General features: G+C 47.0%; 13 protein-coding genes. 7 read left to right on the top strand and 6 right to left on the bottom strand.

The genetic code is table 11. The annotated features are described in order from the left end of the window. Nucleotides 1-37: 37 nt before the first annotated feature. The 7 genes from ADU22_RS03170 (at nucleotide 38) to araA (ending at nucleotide 9289) form a co-directional block, all read left to right on the top strand. Nucleotides 38-1630, top strand: a complete 1593-nt coding sequence (locus ADU22_RS03170; protein WP_053360872.1) for an ATP-binding protein — start codon at nucleotides 38-40, stop codon at nucleotides 1628-1630. Continuing rightward, nucleotides 1623-2423 (top strand): response regulator, encoded by an 801-nt coding sequence (locus ADU22_RS03165; RefSeq protein ID WP_231687836.1) that lies wholly within the window; start codon nucleotides 1623-1625, stop codon nucleotides 2421-2423. Before ADU22_RS03170 ends, ADU22_RS03165 begins: the two co-directional genes overlap by 8 nt. 95 nt (nucleotides 2424-2518) lie before the next feature. Beyond that, nucleotides 2519-4186 (top strand): SLC13 family permease, encoded by a 1668-nt coding sequence (locus ADU22_RS03160; RefSeq protein ID WP_053360871.1) that lies wholly within the window; start codon nucleotides 2519-2521, stop codon nucleotides 4184-4186. Nucleotides 4187-4679: 493 nt separating this feature from the next. Continuing rightward, a complete protein-coding gene (locus ADU22_RS03155) occupies nucleotides 4680-4862 on the top strand; it encodes a hypothetical protein (RefSeq protein ID WP_053360870.1) in 183 nt (60 codons plus the stop codon). A gap of 466 nt (nucleotides 4863-5328) precedes the next feature. After that, the gene (gene araB, locus ADU22_RS03150; RefSeq protein WP_053360869.1) at nucleotides 5329-7026 is read left to right on the top strand and encodes a ribulokinase; all 1698 of its coding nucleotides are present in this window, start codon (nucleotides 5329-5331) and stop codon (nucleotides 7024-7026) included. Then, complete coding sequence (gene araD / locus ADU22_RS03145) at nucleotides 7011-7706, top strand: L-ribulose-5-phosphate 4-epimerase (RefSeq protein WP_053360868.1); 696 nt, start codon at nucleotides 7011-7013, stop codon at nucleotides 7704-7706. The genes araB and araD overlap by 16 nt, the downstream gene beginning before the upstream one ends. Before the next feature lie 98 nt (nucleotides 7707-7804). After that, nucleotides 7805-9289: an L-arabinose isomerase gene (gene araA / locus ADU22_RS03140; protein ID WP_053360867.1), complete on the top strand. Its 1485-nt coding sequence runs from the start codon at nucleotides 7805-7807 to the stop codon at nucleotides 9287-9289. A 525-nt stretch (nucleotides 9290-9814) separates the two neighbouring features. On the opposite strand, the gene arfA is transcribed toward araA, so the two are convergent. The 6 genes from arfA to ADU22_RS03105 all read right to left on the bottom strand — a co-directional run bounded on the left by arfA (nucleotide 9815) and on the right by ADU22_RS03105 (nucleotide 16708). Further along, the gene (gene arfA / locus ADU22_RS03130) at nucleotides 9815-11335 is read right to left on the bottom strand and encodes an arabinosylfuranosidase ArfA (RefSeq protein WP_053360865.1); all 1521 of its coding nucleotides are present in this window, start codon (nucleotides 11333-11335) and stop codon (nucleotides 9815-9817) included. After that, a complete protein-coding gene (locus ADU22_RS03125; RefSeq protein WP_053360864.1) occupies nucleotides 11286-11981 on the bottom strand; it encodes a YesL family protein in 696 nt (231 codons plus the stop codon). Before ADU22_RS03125 ends, arfA begins: the two co-directional genes overlap by 50 nt. A 34-nt stretch (nucleotides 11982-12015) precedes the next feature. Beyond that, the gene (locus ADU22_RS03120) at nucleotides 12016-12861 is read right to left on the bottom strand and encodes a carbohydrate ABC transporter permease (protein ID WP_053360863.1); all 846 of its coding nucleotides are present in this window, start codon (nucleotides 12859-12861) and stop codon (nucleotides 12016-12018) included. Then, nucleotides 12854-13807: a carbohydrate ABC transporter permease gene (locus ADU22_RS03115; RefSeq protein ID WP_053360862.1), complete on the bottom strand. Its 954-nt coding sequence runs from the start codon at nucleotides 13805-13807 to the stop codon at nucleotides 12854-12856. Before ADU22_RS03115 ends, ADU22_RS03120 begins: the two co-directional genes overlap by 8 nt. 76 nt (nucleotides 13808-13883) lie before the next feature. Beyond that, complete coding sequence (locus tag ADU22_RS03110; protein WP_053360861.1) at nucleotides 13884-15227, bottom strand: ABC transporter substrate-binding protein; 1344 nt, start codon at nucleotides 15225-15227, stop codon at nucleotides 13884-13886. A 380-nt stretch (nucleotides 15228-15607) separates the two neighbouring features. Continuing rightward, nucleotides 15608-16708: a GntR family transcriptional regulator gene (locus ADU22_RS03105; protein ID WP_053364445.1), complete on the bottom strand. Its 1101-nt coding sequence runs from the start codon at nucleotides 16706-16708 to the stop codon at nucleotides 15608-15610. Between the last annotated feature and the right edge of the window lie 376 nt (nucleotides 16709-17084).

Genomic DNA, 17084 nt, shown 5'->3' with positions numbered 1-17084 from the left:
GTTCTTGTCCCCTGTCCCGCAAAAGGAGGTGCAGCGGATGAAACGTTTTTGGGGGAAGTTGACACTTAAGGGGCAGGTGATGCTGTTTTCGAGTCTGGTTGTTTTGCTGTCGCTTTTGACACTGAGTCTGTTCATGGGGTTTAAGCTGGCCAGCCAGACAAAGGAATCCCTGGCTGAGCAGGTTAGGATGAGTGCGAGCCACCTTGCTCATAACCCGCTGGTCCGGGATGCGCTGATGGCGGGGGAGCCCAGCCAGACATTGATGGATGTGGTCGAGGAAATCAGGACGGAAAGTGACCTTCTTTATATCGTCGTAATGGATAATAATAAAATCAGGTTTACTCACCCTGTGCCGGAGCGGATTGGGCGGACGTTTGTCGGGACAGATGCCGGCCGTGTGTTTGCGGGAGAAACGTATGTCTCGGAAAATGTGGGGACATTGGGCCGGTCGATGCGCGCCTTCCATCCGGTCTCGGACGATGAAGGAAATCAAATCGGAGCTGTTTCTGTCGGGATTGCGACCGATAAAATTGCGGCTGCGGTGTTCAATCAGCAATTGATCCTGATTCTGGTCACAGCCATCTCTTTGATCATTGGCCTGATTGGCGCCTGGCTACTGGCCAATAGAATCAAAAAAACGTTGAACGGAATGGAGCCGAAGGAAATTGCCCTGGCGATCCAGGAGCGGGATTCGATGCTTGAAAGTGTAGATGACGGAATCTTGGCCATTAATAATCAGGGCGAGGTGCTGCTGGTCAATCAGACAGCGAAGCAATTCCTGAGGCGGACCGGTTACCAGGGCGAGTTTGAAGCCACGCCGGTTCAGCAGATTTGGCCGGAGCTTAAACTGCAGGCCACCTCCGCTTTTTACAATCAGGCCGTAAAAAAAGGGGATGTCGAAACCGTAGTCACATGTGTGCCGATGTATGTCAACGAGCAGTGTGTCGGGGCGCTGGCTACGTTTAAGGAACGCAGCCACCTGAACGAGATGATGAGGCAGCTTGCCGGCGCAGAGGTGTACGCGCGCAGCCTAAGAAGCGAGACGCATGAATTCATGAACAAGCTCCACATCATCCAGGCGATGGTCGAAACAGAATCGTATCTGGAACTGCAGGACTATATTGAAGACCTGTCCGAACGTTACCATCTAAAAACGGCGAGTGCGGCCAGCGATGTCGCCAAGCTTGTCGAGGATGTGAGCATCGCCCACTTTTTAACGAAAAAAATCAGCTGGATGGAACAGATGGGTGTGAGAGTCCATCTCCAGAGCGGGATTCCCTGGCCAAGCATGAATGCGAATCTCATCGACGTCTGGGTGACCGTGATTGGAAACACGTTTGAAAATGCGTGGGAAGCGATGCAGCATAAGGACGATAAGCAGCTGACGCTCACCCTTAAGCAGGCCGGGGGTGTCCTTCGGTATGTGATTGAAGATAACGGAATGGGCTTTTCGGCAAACGAACACAATTTTAAAAGCACAAAAAAGGGCGATCATGGCTACGGCCTGGCCAACATTAAAAGGAAACTTCAGCCTCTTAACGGAACGCTGGACATTTTATCGGAAAAAGAGAGAGGCACCATTATTACCGTACATATCCCATATACAGAAAGGAGTACACAACATGACTAAGGCTGCCTGCAGCAGGGACAAGGAACCTGTCCCTCTGTCCCACAAAATGACTAAGGACGCTATGCCGGGACAAGGAACCTGTCCCCCTGTCCCGCAGATAAAAGTTGCGATGGTGGAGGATGATTTGGATGTGTGTAAGTTTCATCGCTTGTTTTTGAACAAAGTGGGCGGGTTTGAACTGGTCTGTGAGGCTCATACGATTGAAGACGGATTAACACAGGTGCATCAGCACCAGCCTGATCTGCTGCTGCTTGATGTCTATATTGGCAACAGGAGCGGGCTGGATTTGCTCAGGCAAATCCGGGCGGAAGGGAAGAATGTCGATGTCATTTTGATTACTTCGGCCAATGATGCCCATACCGTCCAGACGGGGCACCGCTATGGAGTCATCGATTATCTGATCAAACCCTTCTCGTTTGCGCGCTTCCAGGAGGCCCTGAACCGGTACCGCGCCAACAGGATTCAAACCAACCAAACCTTTTCCCAGCAGGAGGTGGACCGCTTGCTGCATAAAGGCGGCCAAAACCAGGTCTACACGCTTCCAAAGGGGATTACGAAGGAAACGGCACTAAGGGTCCTTGCCTGTTTGATTGAGGCGAATGACTGGCTTACAGCCAATGAGCTTTCGGAAAGGTGCTGTATTTCCCATGTATCCCTTCGAAAATATATCCGATTCTTTGAAGGGGAAAAATTAATCCAGACCGAGCTGATCTACCAAACTTCCGGACGGCCTTTCCAAAAATATAAAGCTGCACCGGAGTCCTCCGATTTTTTAAAAGCTAGTTTCATTTAGTTAAATAAGCTGGACGTAATTGCCTCAATATTTAAAAATTATGAAGTAAACGTTTTCACAAAATGTTCACAAATTTTTAAAAAGGGGTGGTTACAATGAAACAGAGCTTTTCCCTCACCTGGGATAAAATGTGGCAGCAGCACGGCAAAACAAAGGATGCTCTCAATGTGTTTGCTTATGCCAAAAAAGGGAGCAGCGCCTTGAAAGAAGAGGCTGCGGAATATGATGGACCAGCGGAAAAAACCGTTAACATGAGGCCGAAAAAGGACAAGCCCTCCTATACAAGAGGACAATTGATCGGATTGATATTAGGGCCGCTCTTATTTGTTCTTACTCTTTTATTCTTCCATCCGGATAATCTAGCTTTGGAAGGAAAGTATGCTCTTGCGATTACATTATGGGTTGCGACCTGGTGGATCACCGAGGCGATTCCGATTCCGGTCACATCCTTGCTGCCGATTATTTTATTTCCTTTAACAGGCACAATGGAAGGCTCCGCTGTCGTTTCTTCTTACGGAAATGATATTATTTTCTTATTTTTAGGCGGATTCTTCATTGCCACAGCGATGGAAAAATGGGATCTGCATCGAAGAATCGCGCTTTTCATCATTGCCGTCATCGGATCGAGCACACAGCGCATCATGCTTGGATTCATGGTGGCGACCGGATTCTTGTCGATGTGGGTATCGAATACGGCCGCTGTTATGATGATGGTGCCAATGGCCCTGGCGATTACCGCTCAAGTGGCGGAAACGCTGAAAGGCAAGGATCGTGCCGAGCTGCCCAAGTTTGAAAAATCGATGCTGTTTGGTGTCGGGTACGCCGGAACCATCGGCGGATTTGCTACGCTGATCGGGACGCCCCCAACGATCATTTTTGCCGGACAAGTCAGGGAATTATTTGGAGCGGAAGTTTCGTTTGCTTCCTGGATGATGTTTGCTGCGCCGCTCATGCTGATTGTCCTTCTTTTGACTTGGGTTTATTTGGTTAAAGTTGCTTTTAAAGTTGGTTTTAAACAGCTTCCTGGCGGTAAGGAGCTTATCCAAAAGGAACGCCAAAAGCTCGGGAAAATGTCTTATGAAGAAGGAATCGTCGCAGCCGTGTTTGTTTTCGCTGCTTTCATGTGGATCACAAAGGACTTTTTCTGGCGCGGCGAAGAAGCGATGATTATGGAGCTTTCGGGGATTTCCGACGGGATGATTGCCATGGTCGCTACCATCCTCTTGTTCCTTATTCCTGGAAGAGCGAGTGCGCGCGTTTTGGAATGGGCCGACTCCAGGGATATCCCTTGGGGAGTGCTGCTGCTGTTTGGCGGCGGGCTCGCGATCGCGGCTGCTTTCCAATCGACCGGACTGTCTGCCTATTTAGGTGAACAACTGACTGTACTGGATGGACTTCATATGGTGCTGATCATTGCTGGTGCCACCTTGTTGATCATGGCATTGACTGAAATCACCTCCAATACAGCAACAGCGACGATGATCATGCCAATTCTCGGCTCCCTGGCCGTTGCCCTGAACATTCACCCGTTTGCCATCATGGCTTCCTGTGCCATTGCCGCAAACTGTGCGTTCATGCTGCCAGTCGGAACGCCGCCGAACGCCATCATATTCGGAACAGGAAAAATTAAAATCATCGAAATGGTCCGTACCGGCTTCTGGCTGAATGTATTCTCAACCATTTTAATCGTCCTGTTCGCCTACTACTACCTGCCAATCGTATTTGGTATCGACCTGAGCGTATTCCCGGAAAGCTTCAAATAAGGCAGGGGTGAAGCATGGGGACGGTTCTCGTGCGTCATTCCGGGAAGAAAGGCTGTTTGATTCTATCGTTTTTAGAATCAAGCAGTCTTTTTTTTGCTTGAGTTTCGGAGAAAAAGAGGAAGAGTGTGCGAAAAAACGGAAAAAACCAGCCTGAACAAGGAGAGATACCCTTGGACAGGCTGGTTTTTGGTAGGCAATCCCGGTGATAGCATCAATTTTTGCCGGGATTGCATTGATCACGGGGAATATTGCATCGATTATTCCAGGGATTGCATCAATTATCTCCGCTATTTGAAAAACCTGTGTCCAGGTTGTGACAACAGCATGCCCCGCTATCATGCAGCATCCGGGCATGCACCAAATGAAACTTGTAATGCACAGACACACTAGATCAACAAAGAGAGCTCTATGAAAGGTACAAGACCGCCCCATGTTTTACCAGGAATATTGCTATAATGATGAGTATAGAAGATGAACGGGAGGCCGATTTGAATTGAAAACTAGCACGATTTTATTTATTATCATCATTTTGATGCATACCATCAATCTAATTAATGTGACCTTGTTTGAGGGAGAATGGAATGGGATTGTTCTAATGCTGTCGAATATTTTGTTTCTTATCGCGGTGGTCTATTTCGGGGCAGAGTTTCGGGCGGGAAGGAGCAGAAGGGGGTAACTTAAAGAAGGTTAAATTACATGTGCAATTATATGGAAATAGCATTATAGTTCTGAAACATCGATAATAGCTCTTTCTCAGGAAAATAGGAAAGCCCTATGTTATCCCCCCCCTCAAAAGGGGGCTTTTTTTTCTCCGCCACTGGCAACCTTCCTTATATTTGCTGGCTGCCATTTCAGCTTATATGGCAAAGCAGCGCCCCTTTTATACGTACAACCTCAATGCCCTGTTTTTTTCGGAACATGAAAAAAAGAGCTCCTCAGAGTGGTCAATCCCACCAATAAAAGGTAAGCAAACGATTACAAAAACTTCATATAAGTGTTGAAATAAATCCAGTAAGTGTTAAAATCAAATTAGGTTATACGTACAAGTTATTTTTTATACTTAAAAATAAATCATGTACGTATAAGAACGGTATGGTTCATAATAGGCAGGCACTATTCCATGGGAAAGGCAGGGCAATAAAATGGCGAAATATTCAATAGGGATTGATTATGGTACGCAATCGGGAAGAGCGGTCCTGGTTGAGGTCGGTACAGGCAGGGAAGTGGCGACAGCGGTAAAGCACTATGCCCACGGGGTGATGGATGAGTACTTGCCGGATGGAAAAACAAGGCTTGAACATGACTGGGCCTTGCAGCATCCCTCCGATTATCTCGAAGTGTTAGAGATTACGATTCCGGAAGTATTGGCGAAAGCGCAAGTTTCTCCTGACGATGTCATTGGATTGGGAATTGATTTTACCGCTTGTACGGTGCTGCCGGTGGATGCAGCAGGAACTCCATTATGCCTGAAACCGGAGTATAGCAGCCATCCTCACAGCTATGTAAAGCTTTGGAAGCACCACGCCGCACAGGAAGAGGCCAACGCATTAAATGCCATCGCCGAGGAGCGCGGTGAAAAGTTCCTGAAGCGCTATGGCGGCAAGATTTCTTCAGAGTGGATGATTCCGAAGGTCTGGCAGATTTTAAATGAAGCGCCTGAAATTTATGATGCTGCGGATCAGGTCCTTGAGGCGACGGATTGGGTCATTTCCCAATTAACCGGGGAAGTGAAGCGCAATAGCTGTACGGCCGGGTACAAGGCGATTTGGCATAAGCAGGAAGGATATCCACCCAAGGAGTTTTTCAAGGCTTTGGATCCCCGGCTGGAAAATGTCGTGGAAGCAAAACTATCCGGGCCGATCATTCCAATTGGCTCAAAAGCAGGGGAAATCACAGTGGAGGCGGCCAAGCTGACAGGATTGAACCCGGGTACAGCCGTAGCGGTGGCGAATGTGGATGCACATGTTGCCGTTCCTGCAGTCGGCATCACGGAGCCTGGAAAGCTGCTGATGATCATGGGCACCTCCACTTGCCATATTTTATTGGGTGAAAAAGAGGAAATCGTTCCTGGCATGTGCGGAGTGGTCGAGGATGGCGTGATTCCCGGCTATATGGGATATGAGGCTGGACAGTCCTGTGTGGGGGACCATTTTGAATGGTTCACACAAAACTGCGTTCCAGCAAGCTATCATCAAGAAGCAGAAGAGAGAGGCATCGATATCCATCAGCTTTTAACGGAAAAAGCGGCTAAGCTTCAGGTTGGTGAAAGCGGTCTCCTGGCGCTTGACTGGTGGAATGGCAACCGCTCCACGCTTGTTGATGCCGACCTGACCGGAGTCCTTTTGGGAGCCACGCTTTTAACGAAGCCGGAAGAAATCTATCGTGCCTTAATTGAAGCGACTGCCTATGGCACCCGGATGATTGTCGAGACGTTCCGAAGCAATGGCGTGCCTGTTGAGGAAGTGTATGCGGCTGGGGGAATTGCCGAGAAAAACGCCCTGATGATGCAGATTTATTCTGATGTGCTGAATATGGAGATTAAGATTTCAGCCTCTTCCCAAACCCCTGCACTAGGTTCGGCCATGTTTGGTGCCGTGGCAGCCGGCAAAGACCGGGGAGGATACGATAGCATCACCCAAGCGGCAAAAGACATGGGAAGAGTGAAAGAAGATGCATACACGCCGAAGAGAGAAAATGCTGGAGTCTATGATCGATTATTCAAGGAATATGCCACTCTCTATGAATACTTTGGCCGCGGTGAAAACAACGTCATGAAGACGCTGAAGAAAATCAAGGCGGAAAGTGCAAGGAAGGAGGAGACAGTATGCTGGAACAGTTAAAACAGGAGGTTCTGCAAGCGAACCTGGATCTCCCGAAGCATGGTTTGGTCACTTTTACCTGGGGAAATGTCAGCGGAATCGACCGGGAACAGAACCTTGTCGTGATCAAGCCCAGCGGAGTCCCTTATGAAAAGCTGAAAGCGGAGGATCTTGTCGTATTGGACCTGGATGGAAACATTGTCGAAGGCTCATTGCGGCCTTCCTCTGACACCCCAACACATCTTGCCCTCTATCGTGCTTTTCCGGCAATCGGGGGAATCGTTCATACGCATTCGCCCTGGGCGACAAGCTGGGCCCAGGCGGGGCGTCCAATCCCGGCGCTTGGGACCACTCATGCGGACTACTTTTATGACGAGATTCCTTGCACGCGGTGCTTGACGCGTGAGGAAATCAACACAGCTTATGAACTTGAAACGGCCAATGTCATTATTGAGACGTTTAACAAGCGGGGAACCGACCCGGTCTCTATGCCTGGAGTGCTTGTATCCAACCATGCTCCCTTCTGCTGGGGAAAAGATGCGCACCAGGCGGTACACAATGCCGTCGTCCTGGAGGAAGTGGCGAAAATGGCTTTGCACACGTTCCAGCTGAATCCGGACATTCAGCCAATCGACCAGTTTCTGTTGGATAAGCATTATTTAAGGAAACACGGTGCCAACGCTTATTACGGGCAGAAATAAACCATCCAGGCAAAGGAGCTGACCTGCAATCCCATGTGGGGGCGGTTCAGGCTCCTGCCGATTTACATAAAAAATAATCTATTTGAGGGGGAATTACCTTGTTAAAAACGAAAGGTTATGAATTCTGGTTTGTGACCGGAAGCCAATTGCTTTACGGAGAAGAGGTCATCCGTACCGTAGAGGAACATTCAAGAACAATGGTTGAAGGATTGGACGGGGACGGGAAGGTTCCCTATAAACTGGTTTTTAAATCTGTCGTAAAAGATGCGGATGCCATTCGCCGCGTCGTGCTTGAAGCGAATGCCGATGAAAATTGTGCCGGGATTATTACGTGGATGCATACATTCTCTCCTTCAAAAATGTGGATTGCCGGCCTTACAGCCCTGCAAAAGCCGCTTCTGCATCTGGCCACTCAATTCAACCAGGATATTCCCTGGGACTCGATTGATATGGACTTCATGAACCTGAACCAATCGGCACACGGAGACCGTGAGCATGGTTTTATCACAAGCCGCCTGAACGTAAAACGCAAGATTGTCGTCGGCCACTGGGAAAACCCTGAGGTGAGAGAGCGCCTTGGCAGCTGGATGAGGACGGCCGCTGCCTTTGCGGAAAGCAAGAATCTTAAAGTGGCCCGCTTTGGCGACAATATGCGCCAGGTAGCCGTAACCGAAGGAGATAAAATTGAAGCGCAGATCAAATTCGGCTGGACCGTCAATGGCTATGGCGTGGGAGACCTCGTAGAATACTTGGACGCTGTGAGTGAAGAAGCACTGGATGAGCTGATGGCTGAATATGAGGAGAAATACGAGATTGCCCCGGAAGGACTTAGAGAAGGTGCTGTCAGGGATTCGATCCGCTATCAGGCGAGAATTGAACTGGGAATGAAAGCTTTCCTTGCTGAAGGGGGATACTCGGCGTTTACGACCACTTTCGAAGACCTGCATGGAATGAAGCAGCTTCCCGGGCTGGCCGCCCAGCGCCTGATGGAGCAGGGCTATGGCTTTGCTGGCGAGGGAGACTGGAAAACAGCAGCGCTTGTAAGGTTAATGAAAATCATCGCCGGCAATGAAGGCACTTCTTTTATGGAAGATTACACCTATCATTTTGAGCCTGGAAATGAAATGGTCCTGGGCGCCCACATGCTTGAGGTCTGTCCGACGATTTCGGCGACAAAGCCGAGAATTGAGGTTCATCCCCTGGGAATTGGCGGCAAGGAAGACCCGGCCCGCATCGTATTCGACGGCAGAGGCGGTTCGGCGCTTAATGCCACGATCATTGACCTAGGGCACCGTTTCCGTCTCCTCGTCAATGAAGTAGAAGCGGTACAGCCTGAGAAAGAGATGCCAAAGCTTCCAGTCGCAAGAGTTCTCTGGAAAACCCAGCCTTCTTTAAGCCAGGCTGTGGAGAACTGGATCCAGGCAGGCGGGGCGCACCACACGTGCTTCTCTTATACCGTCACAACCGAGCAATTGCGCGATTTTGCCGAGCTGGCCGGCATTGAATTCAATGTGATTGATAAGAATACAAACACTCATTCTTTCAATAATGAACTGCGCTGGAATGATGTGATTTACCGGTAATCAAGTCCAAGGAAGCTGTCCCGAAAGATCGTTGAATGACGACTTTCCGGGACAGCTTTTTGGTTTTATCCACCACATAAAAAGGTCAGATAGGGAAGCCCCATCTGACCTTTTGCGCCAGGATAAGAAAGTATAAAGTTTCTGCACTTAGATAACTGTCTAGCTCCAGCGCCTAGCCAGTTTTCATCCTTGAATGAACTTCTTCGAGTATCTTGCGAGAAGCGTAGCTTTGAGCAGCTCGAGTCGCTTGTCTGGCTTTGCCTCCTAGGAGCTCGAGTCGTAAGCCATAATCCTTCAGAAGGCAAAAAACGCCTTCCTGCGGATTCTGTCTTACGCTTGTCGCTCCTACCAGTCGGCTCCGCTTTTCTAATTCGGTCCAGCTGTTGAAGTCAAAGAACGACTTCATCAGCTGGCCCTCCAGCGCTTGTCGGGGCTGAGCACTAAGGGAAGCTTCTAAGAATAAGCTCCACAGGAACAATCCGCTTTTAGATTGTTCCGAAGGCGCTTGCGCTTTTCTTGTCTCTATTATTCTGCCTTTTTCTTAAGGCGGATCATATTCCATGACATCTTCGGCAATACCGCGACCAAGGTGCCGCTTTCAATATAAGACTGGTTGCTGGTTCGAGGTTTTACTTGCTCGCTGCTGATTGAATTTTTCGCTTTTGGATCGCCATTTTCAAGGACAACCTGCTCGAGCAGTTCATAGCCTTCAAATGAGCGGATATCCACGTCCACTACTAATGAATCTTGCAAATGGCGGTTGACGGCAAACAGGACTAGTTCATCGTTTTCTTCATTATAGACGACCGATTGGTCCAGATAAGGGACATCAGTGAAATCCTTGCTGTCATATTTCGGAGAATCCACGATCGAATGAAGAGCCACGCCGCGTCCATAAACAGAAGTATAGTAGTATGGATAGAAAATCGTTTGCTTCCAGATGCCGCCGCCGGTTTCGGTCATGATTGGCGCAATCACATTGACTAATTGCGCCATGCAGGCCATTTTTACCCGGTCGGAATGCTTCAGCAAAGTATTGAGCATGCTGCCGACAAGCAGGGCATCTTCAAAGGTGTAAATATCCTCCAGTAATGGCGGCCCGACCGACCAAGGCTCCACCTGCTTGTCCTGGTCATTGGAGTGGAACCAGACATTCCATTCATCAAAGCTTAAGTTCATCGTTTTCTTGCTGCGCTTCTTTGCCTTCATATAATCGCAGGTAGCGATGACCGTTTTAATAAAATTATCCATATCCAGTGTAGAGGCCAAATAGTTTGCTGTATCGTTATCCCGGTTTCCGTAATATTGATGCAGGGAAATATAATCGGCGTATTCATATGTATGTTCCAGTGTTTCTGCTTCCCATTGAGGGAAGGTTGCCATGCCGGAGCCTGAGCTTCCACAGCTGACCAGTTCAATAGAAGGGTCAACCAATCTCATCGCCTTGGCCGTTTCAGCAGCAAGCCTGCCATATTCATAGGATGTTTTCATGCCGATTTGCCAAGGGCCATCCATTTCATTTCCGAGGCACCAGACCTTGATTTGATGAGGGTCATGGAAGCCATGCTCTTTCCTTAAATCACTCCAGTATGTACCGCCTGGATGATTGCAATATTCCACCAGGTTCCGGGCGGCATCGATGCCGCGTGTACCGAGGTTCACAGCCATCATCACTTCGGCGTTGACCTTCTTGGCCCATGCTGCAAACTCATTCGTGCCCACTTCATTCGTCTCCAGTGATCTCCAGGCCAGTTCCAATCGCTTCGGTCTCAATTCCTTTGGTCCAATCCCATCTTCCCAGTTATAGGCTGAAACCATGTTCCCGCCAGGATAACGGATAATAGGCACCTGTAATTCTTTCACAAGTTGTATCACATCCTGGCGGAAGCCATCTTCATCAGCGGTGGCATGGCCGGGTTCATAGATGCCGCCGTAAACCGCACGGCCTAATTGTTCGATAAAAGACCCATAAATTCGTGGGTTGATTTCCGATATCTTAAACGACTTGTCGATCACCATTCTTGCTTTGCTGGTATTCAAAGTCATTTTTGTTCACCCTCTCTAACAATAATGGTTGATTCGTTTTTACATCCAACTTTTTAAACAAGTTCATGGATAGCCATGCCCAGCCCAATCCCGCTAAGCTTACCGTGAAAAAGGGAAGAAGGCCGGGAAATTTTAATGAAAAATACAAGACGATAAATACGTAGGCAGTGATTCCGACCGTGTAGTGGAACCGGCCGAAGCCCAGTATGACGGCATTCTTGAAAAGCTGTGCTAGCTTGCCTTCGTAATGGGCCAATTGCGGGAAAGACCATACCACCAGATTCAGATAAAATAATATTAATAGATAAAAGGCAACATGAACTACGATGCTCATATCGCCAATGCTTTTAATAGCCAGATAATTAAAGTAAAGAATCATCCCTGCAAGGGTGAGTGTCCAGCCTGCTAAGTTGGCTTGACCAAAATCCCTGCGATACTCTTCTTTAAATGTACTCCAGATTGGAACCTCTTTCTCGCCCATGATCCATTTCCTGCATATCTTTAAAACAGTCAGCGTAGCAGGGAAAATCCCGCCAGCGATCAGCCCCATCATGGTATACCAAACCCATAACAGATTGATGGCTGCCAATCGCGTGATCCAGGTAAAGATTTTCTCCAGGGTCGTAACAATGTATTGGCCGTTCATGCTTATAACCCCTTTCGGTCCCTAGTAAATCCTATCATCCTTTTACGCTGCCAGATGTTAAACCTGCGACAAAATACCTCTGGAAGAAAATAAACAGGATGATGATTGGGATAATCGTCATGACCGCCCCGGCAATCAAGGTATCGTAGTTATTTCCATACGGAGTCAACAGAGTCGCCAACCCGATTGGCAAGGTAAATAAATCATTTGAACGAATGACAAGCAATGGCCATAAGAAGTTATTCCAGCTGTTCAAGCCTTGCAGGATCGCCATGGCCGAGAACGAAGGCAGCATCAATGGGGCCATGATTTTAAAATAGATCCCGAATTCCGTACAGCCATCAATCCTGGCAGAGTCCATCAATTCAGTCGGGAGGCCCATCGCATACTGCCTGAAGAAAAATACAGCGGTAGGGGCAACAATTAACGGCAGCATGACTCCTGTGTACGTATTAATTAAATTTAGATTGATCATTAATTGATAAAGCGGCAGCATCAGGATTTCAAATGGAATCATGATGATGACAAGAACAAACAGGAAAAGCAGGTTTCTTCCTTTGAAATCATAAACGGCCAGGGCATAACCGACCATGGAAGAAAAGAACAGGGATAGAACAATCGTTAACGCGGAAATGATCAAACTATTGCCGTACCATTTCCAGTATGAAGCAGATTCTGTAAAGATATGAATATAGTTATTTAGTGAGAGCTCATTCCAATTGATCGAGAATGATATCCCGTTTCTCATTAATTCTGATGATGGGCGAAACGAGGAGAGAATCAGGCTTAACAAAGGAAATAACGCAATCAGCGCTACCGCCACAAAAAATAGGTTGACGATCCATTTAGCTAAGGTATAATTTTTTTTCATCCTACTCATCACCTCTTTTAAAAGCGCCTGTTAACACCAGATAAAGCATGCTTACGACAAAGATCAGCAGCAGGAGCACGACGCCAATGGCAGCGCCAAAACCCATGTCATTCTGTTGAATGCCCTGCTGATATAACAAGCCAACCAGTGTCAATCCAATGTTTCCTGGCGAGTTGCCTTGCCAAATGACATAGCTTTCTTCAAACACCCGAAAACCGCCAATGATGCTTATGGTCGTGACGAAAACAATGATCGGCTTCAAAAACGGAAGCGTAACGTGCCGGAACTTTTGAATGATATTCGCTCCATCGATATCAGCGGCTTCATACAATTCTTTCGGAATGTTTTGCAATCCGGCCAAAAAGTATAGAACATTGACACCCATCCATCTCCAGGAAGCCATCATGACCATCAGGAACATTCCTGACCATGCGGTATATTGCCACCTGACCGGTTCAAAGCCAAAGAACCCGATGAATTGGTTCGCAATCGCAAGGTCGGATTCCGAAAAGGTCAATCTGAAAATGACACCAGCCACAACGATCGAGGTTAAGGCCGGGATAAACAGTGCGGAACGGAAAAAAGTCTTGAATTTTACCAGCCTGGAATCCAGCAATATCGCTAAAATAATCGGGACGGTAATTAAGATTAACACCGTCAGGAGCATATAGATGGTCGAATTGGTTAACGCCTTGTAAAAAGTCTGATTGAAAATCCTCTGGTAATTTTGCAATCCTATAAATTCAACCTGCCCAGGCAATATTCTCTGAAAGCTCATCATAATCGCTTGAATCGTCGGATAGAGGGTAAGGATGGTAAAGGAAACAATGAATGGAAAAACAAAAATATACGGGACTACTTTTTTTGAGTTTAAAAACCTCAATACACTATTTCCCTTATTTGTCTCAACCAAAGGGGCATGATTGTCTGTTTTTTTCACATTGGGTCCGAACATTTTATCCCTTCTAACTGTTTAAGATTAGACATATGGACAGGGGTTAGCCTGTCCATATCGTCCTTATTATTAATGATTAATTGCCCATTTTCTGCCTGATGGTGTCAGCAGACTGCTTCAAGGCTTCTTCCGGAGTCTGATTTTGTTCCCTGATTACGTTATGCATAATATTGGAATCAATTTCGGTCAAAACATCCGGTGTATACTCGGAAAGCTTGATGCCTGCTACATTGTCTTTCACACTTAACAGGATGTCGAAAATATCTTCATGGAAATATTGATAAAACACATTGTCTTCCTTCATGGCCGGGTCTTCCCATACATCCCAGCGCGGAGGATCGAATCCTAGTTCTTTCCACAGCTGGATATTTCCTTCTTTGGATAACTTGGCAAAGTATAGGAATTCTTTTGCAAGATCGATATGCTCAGATTGGCTTGTAACAGCCGTACCTGTTCCGCCCATTGTGGCCGATTGGAGGTCTGAGTCAGACCATTTCGGCATCGGGCGAATTTGGACTTTCCCTTTAAGGTCCGGCATATACGTGGTGAAATCCTTCATGTAATACATTGGAATCACCAAGGATGCCTGGCCGCCTTCATTCATGAAGCCATAGAATTCTTCAGCGTGATATTGCCCGCCTGGAGCCATTTCGGCAATTTTGTGCTTGTTCACCAGGTCATTGACAAATCCCAGTGTTTCAATATTCACTTCGTTATCCAAGGTTAATTCTCCATTTTCGTCAAAGAAGTCAGATCCCCTTTGGGCAACGAAAGGCCAAATGCTGTACCAGTTGCCAGCAATCGTTGTCATCGGTTTTCCTGTCTTTTCGACCACTGCCTTCCCGGCTTCTACATAATCATCCCAAGTTTTGATGGAGTCGATATCCACGCCTGCTTGTTCCATGATTTCGGTATTGTAGTAGACAACTGAGGCACCAAGGTGGGTGGGAGCTCCATAGTACTTCCCATCTTTTGCGTAAATATTAAGACGTTCCTGCATAAAACCATCCAGCTCAGGCTCAATCAGGTCATTAAGCGGCTCTAATTGGGTCTGCCCTTTTAGGAAGTTTGGAAATTTGGCCAGCTCGATATCGGCAATGTCCGGCGCACCGGATCCTGATTGCAGGGCCATCAATAGATTGTTGTGCATTTGGTCAAATGGATAGGTTTCAGCCGTCAATTTGATTGGTTTGTCCGGATTTTGCTCATTCCATCTTTCAGCTGCATTGGCATAAAAAGTAGCATGTGTTCCTGCGAAGGTCCAAAAGGTTAATTCCGTTGCATTTTCGATGTCATCACCCGCCGTTTTTACGTCTTCAGAATTTGCAGGTGCCGTCTTGTCTCCTCCGCTGCATGCCGCCAATAACAGGATTAACGATAGCAGTAGTGCACTATAAACTGAAAAAGTCCTCTTATTCATTCTTCATTCCCACCTTTGGTTTTTTTATCCAATAGACGAACTAAGTCTTTAAAAATTTTTGGAACCGAAGAACCTAATCCTCCTCCCTTTTTTAGGATGATGGCAATTTTCAGACATCTGGTTGGAAACGCTTAACTTGTTACTGTTATTATAGGTAACATATACGTACGTGTCAACGACTTTTGGGTATTTTACCCTGGGTGATGGGAAGGAATATTTCATTGTACGTATAAGATTTTGGGCACTTCCCCTTACAGACCTTGCCAGGAATGCGGCCTAAAAGCTGCCGAAATGAAAAAACCCGGAGAAAAATTGTGTGAATTGTTCCCCGGGTTTTTTGTTATTTTCAATAGTGGCGACGAGGATCCCGTGTGAAATTCCTACTTCTTGGCGATGTCTTTTGTCGAATTTCGCTGGACGATTTCCGGTTCAAACAGAAAGGAATGGTTACTCTGATCCTTGGCGTTATGGGTTTGAAGACTCTTGATGAGTTGGAGTATTTTTTTAGCCGCCATTACGCCTAGTTCACTTTTTGGATGCTTGACACTCGTTAATTTTACCTCGGATACATCAGCGAAAAATGAATCGTCAAAGCCTACAATGGAAATGTCATCAGGCACACTTAAGTGATTTCTCCTTAGAACATCAAGCAGCTTCATGGCGAGTTCATCGTTATAGCAAACAATGCCGGTAGGGGCTTCTGAAGAATTCCTTAATAGATTCTCTAGCGCTTCAACAGGTTTGCTGAACTTCTCAACGGTTGCATAGGTGATAATGTTCTTTGGGTTAATGGGTACGCCATATTCACGCTGGGCCTTTAAAAAGCCTTTCATCCTTCTTAGCCCTTGTAAATCATCGTTTTTAAAGAAACCCAGTATGTTTTTATGGCCTAATTGGATTAAATGCTCGGCCTGGAGGTAGCCGCCCTTTTCATCATCCAGAACGATGCTTATCGGCTCCAGCTCATCATAAGCGGCATTGATCATGACGTAGGGGATGTTCAGGGCTTCCAAATTCAAATAATAATTGATATTTGGGTTGGAAATCGCACTTTTCGTAGGCTCGACAATCACCCCATCAAATTTTTGTTCGATGATCGTTTCCAATATTTTTCGTTCATGATCGTGGTCATTATTGGTACTGAACAGGCTCACCTGGTAACCTGCCTGGCTTAGGATGCTTTCCGCCCCGCGAATGATGGAAGGGAAGATGTAATCGGAAATATAGGTGACAATAATGGCGATGCTCTTTGGATTCGCCGTATGGACAGCCGGGGTTGTTTTGTCTGTCCGCTCTGATACATAGGTACCGGCACCCTGCTCCTTATACAGCCAGCCTTCACTCACCAGCTCTCCCAATGCCAGCCTGACCGTATGCCGGCTGACATTGAACTTTTCCATCAATTCACTTTCTGAGTGGATCTTTTGTTTAGGCACAAAAGTACCATCCTCAATCCTGGACCGTATCCAATTCTTAACCATGCCGTATTTCGTCTCACTCACACACTAACACTCCATCCGTACAACTTAAATTTGTTCGTACAAGTATAATATCATCTTTTTAATACATTAGTGAAGCAGAGGGAACGGTTCTGCTGCTTCATTTTTATTGAGGGTGGATAGTGTATTTTGGGAGAAAAGGTAGGGGAACGCACGAAAAACTGTGAATCAAGCAGCGCGGAACAGGGGAGGAACGCCGGGGGCAGGGTGTTTTTGTTTGGCTGCATCGCAAAATTCCGCTGATTGCATCAATTATTGCGGGAATTGCTTCAATTACCGGGATTATTGCATCGATTTTTCCAGGGATTGCATCAATTATCCTGGTTATTTGAAAAACCTGTGTCCAGGTTGTGACAGG

Origin of the sequence: Bacillus sp. FJAT-27251, assembly GCF_001273925.1 — a bacterium.
In the GTDB taxonomy this organism is placed as follows: Bacteria; Bacillota; Bacilli; order Bacillales; family Cytobacillaceae; genus Mesobacillus_B.
This window is presented reverse-complemented; position numbering and strand designations above follow the sequence as displayed.

Excerpts from the sequence above, each read along its gene's own strand:
- ADU22_RS03170 (WP_053360872.1), top strand. The coding sequence starts at position 38 with ATGAAACGTTTTTGGGGGAAGTTGACACTTAAGGGGCAGGTGATGCTG.
- ADU22_RS03165 (WP_231687836.1), top strand. The coding sequence starts at position 1,623 with ATGACTAAGGCTGCCTGCAGCAGGGACAAGGAACCTGTCCCTCTGTCC.
- ADU22_RS03160 (WP_053360871.1), top strand. The coding sequence starts at position 2,519 with ATGAAACAGAGCTTTTCCCTCACCTGGGATAAAATGTGGCAGCAGCAC.
- araB (WP_053360869.1), top strand. The coding sequence starts at position 5,329 with ATGGCGAAATATTCAATAGGGATTGATTATGGTACGCAATCGGGAAGA.
- araD (WP_053360868.1), top strand. The coding sequence starts at position 7,011 with ATGCTGGAACAGTTAAAACAGGAGGTTCTGCAAGCGAACCTGGATCTC.
- arfA (WP_053360865.1), bottom strand. The coding sequence starts at position 11,335 with ATGACTTTGAATACCAGCAAAGCAAGAATGGTGATCGACAAGTCGTTT.
- ADU22_RS03125 (WP_053360864.1), bottom strand. The coding sequence starts at position 11,981 with ATGAACGGCCAATACATTGTTACGACCCTGGAGAAAATCTTTACCTGG.
- ADU22_RS03120 (WP_053360863.1), bottom strand. The coding sequence starts at position 12,861 with ATGAGTAGGATGAAAAAAAATTATACCTTAGCTAAATGGATCGTCAAC.
- ADU22_RS03115 (WP_053360862.1), bottom strand. The coding sequence starts at position 13,807 with ATGTTCGGACCCAATGTGAAAAAAACAGACAATCATGCCCCTTTGGTT.
- ADU22_RS03110 (WP_053360861.1), bottom strand. The coding sequence starts at position 15,227 with ATGAATAAGAGGACTTTTTCAGTTTATAGTGCACTACTGCTATCGTTA.
- ADU22_RS03105 (WP_053364445.1), bottom strand. The coding sequence starts at position 16,708 with ATGGTTAAGAATTGGATACGGTCCAGGATTGAGGATGGTACTTTTGTG.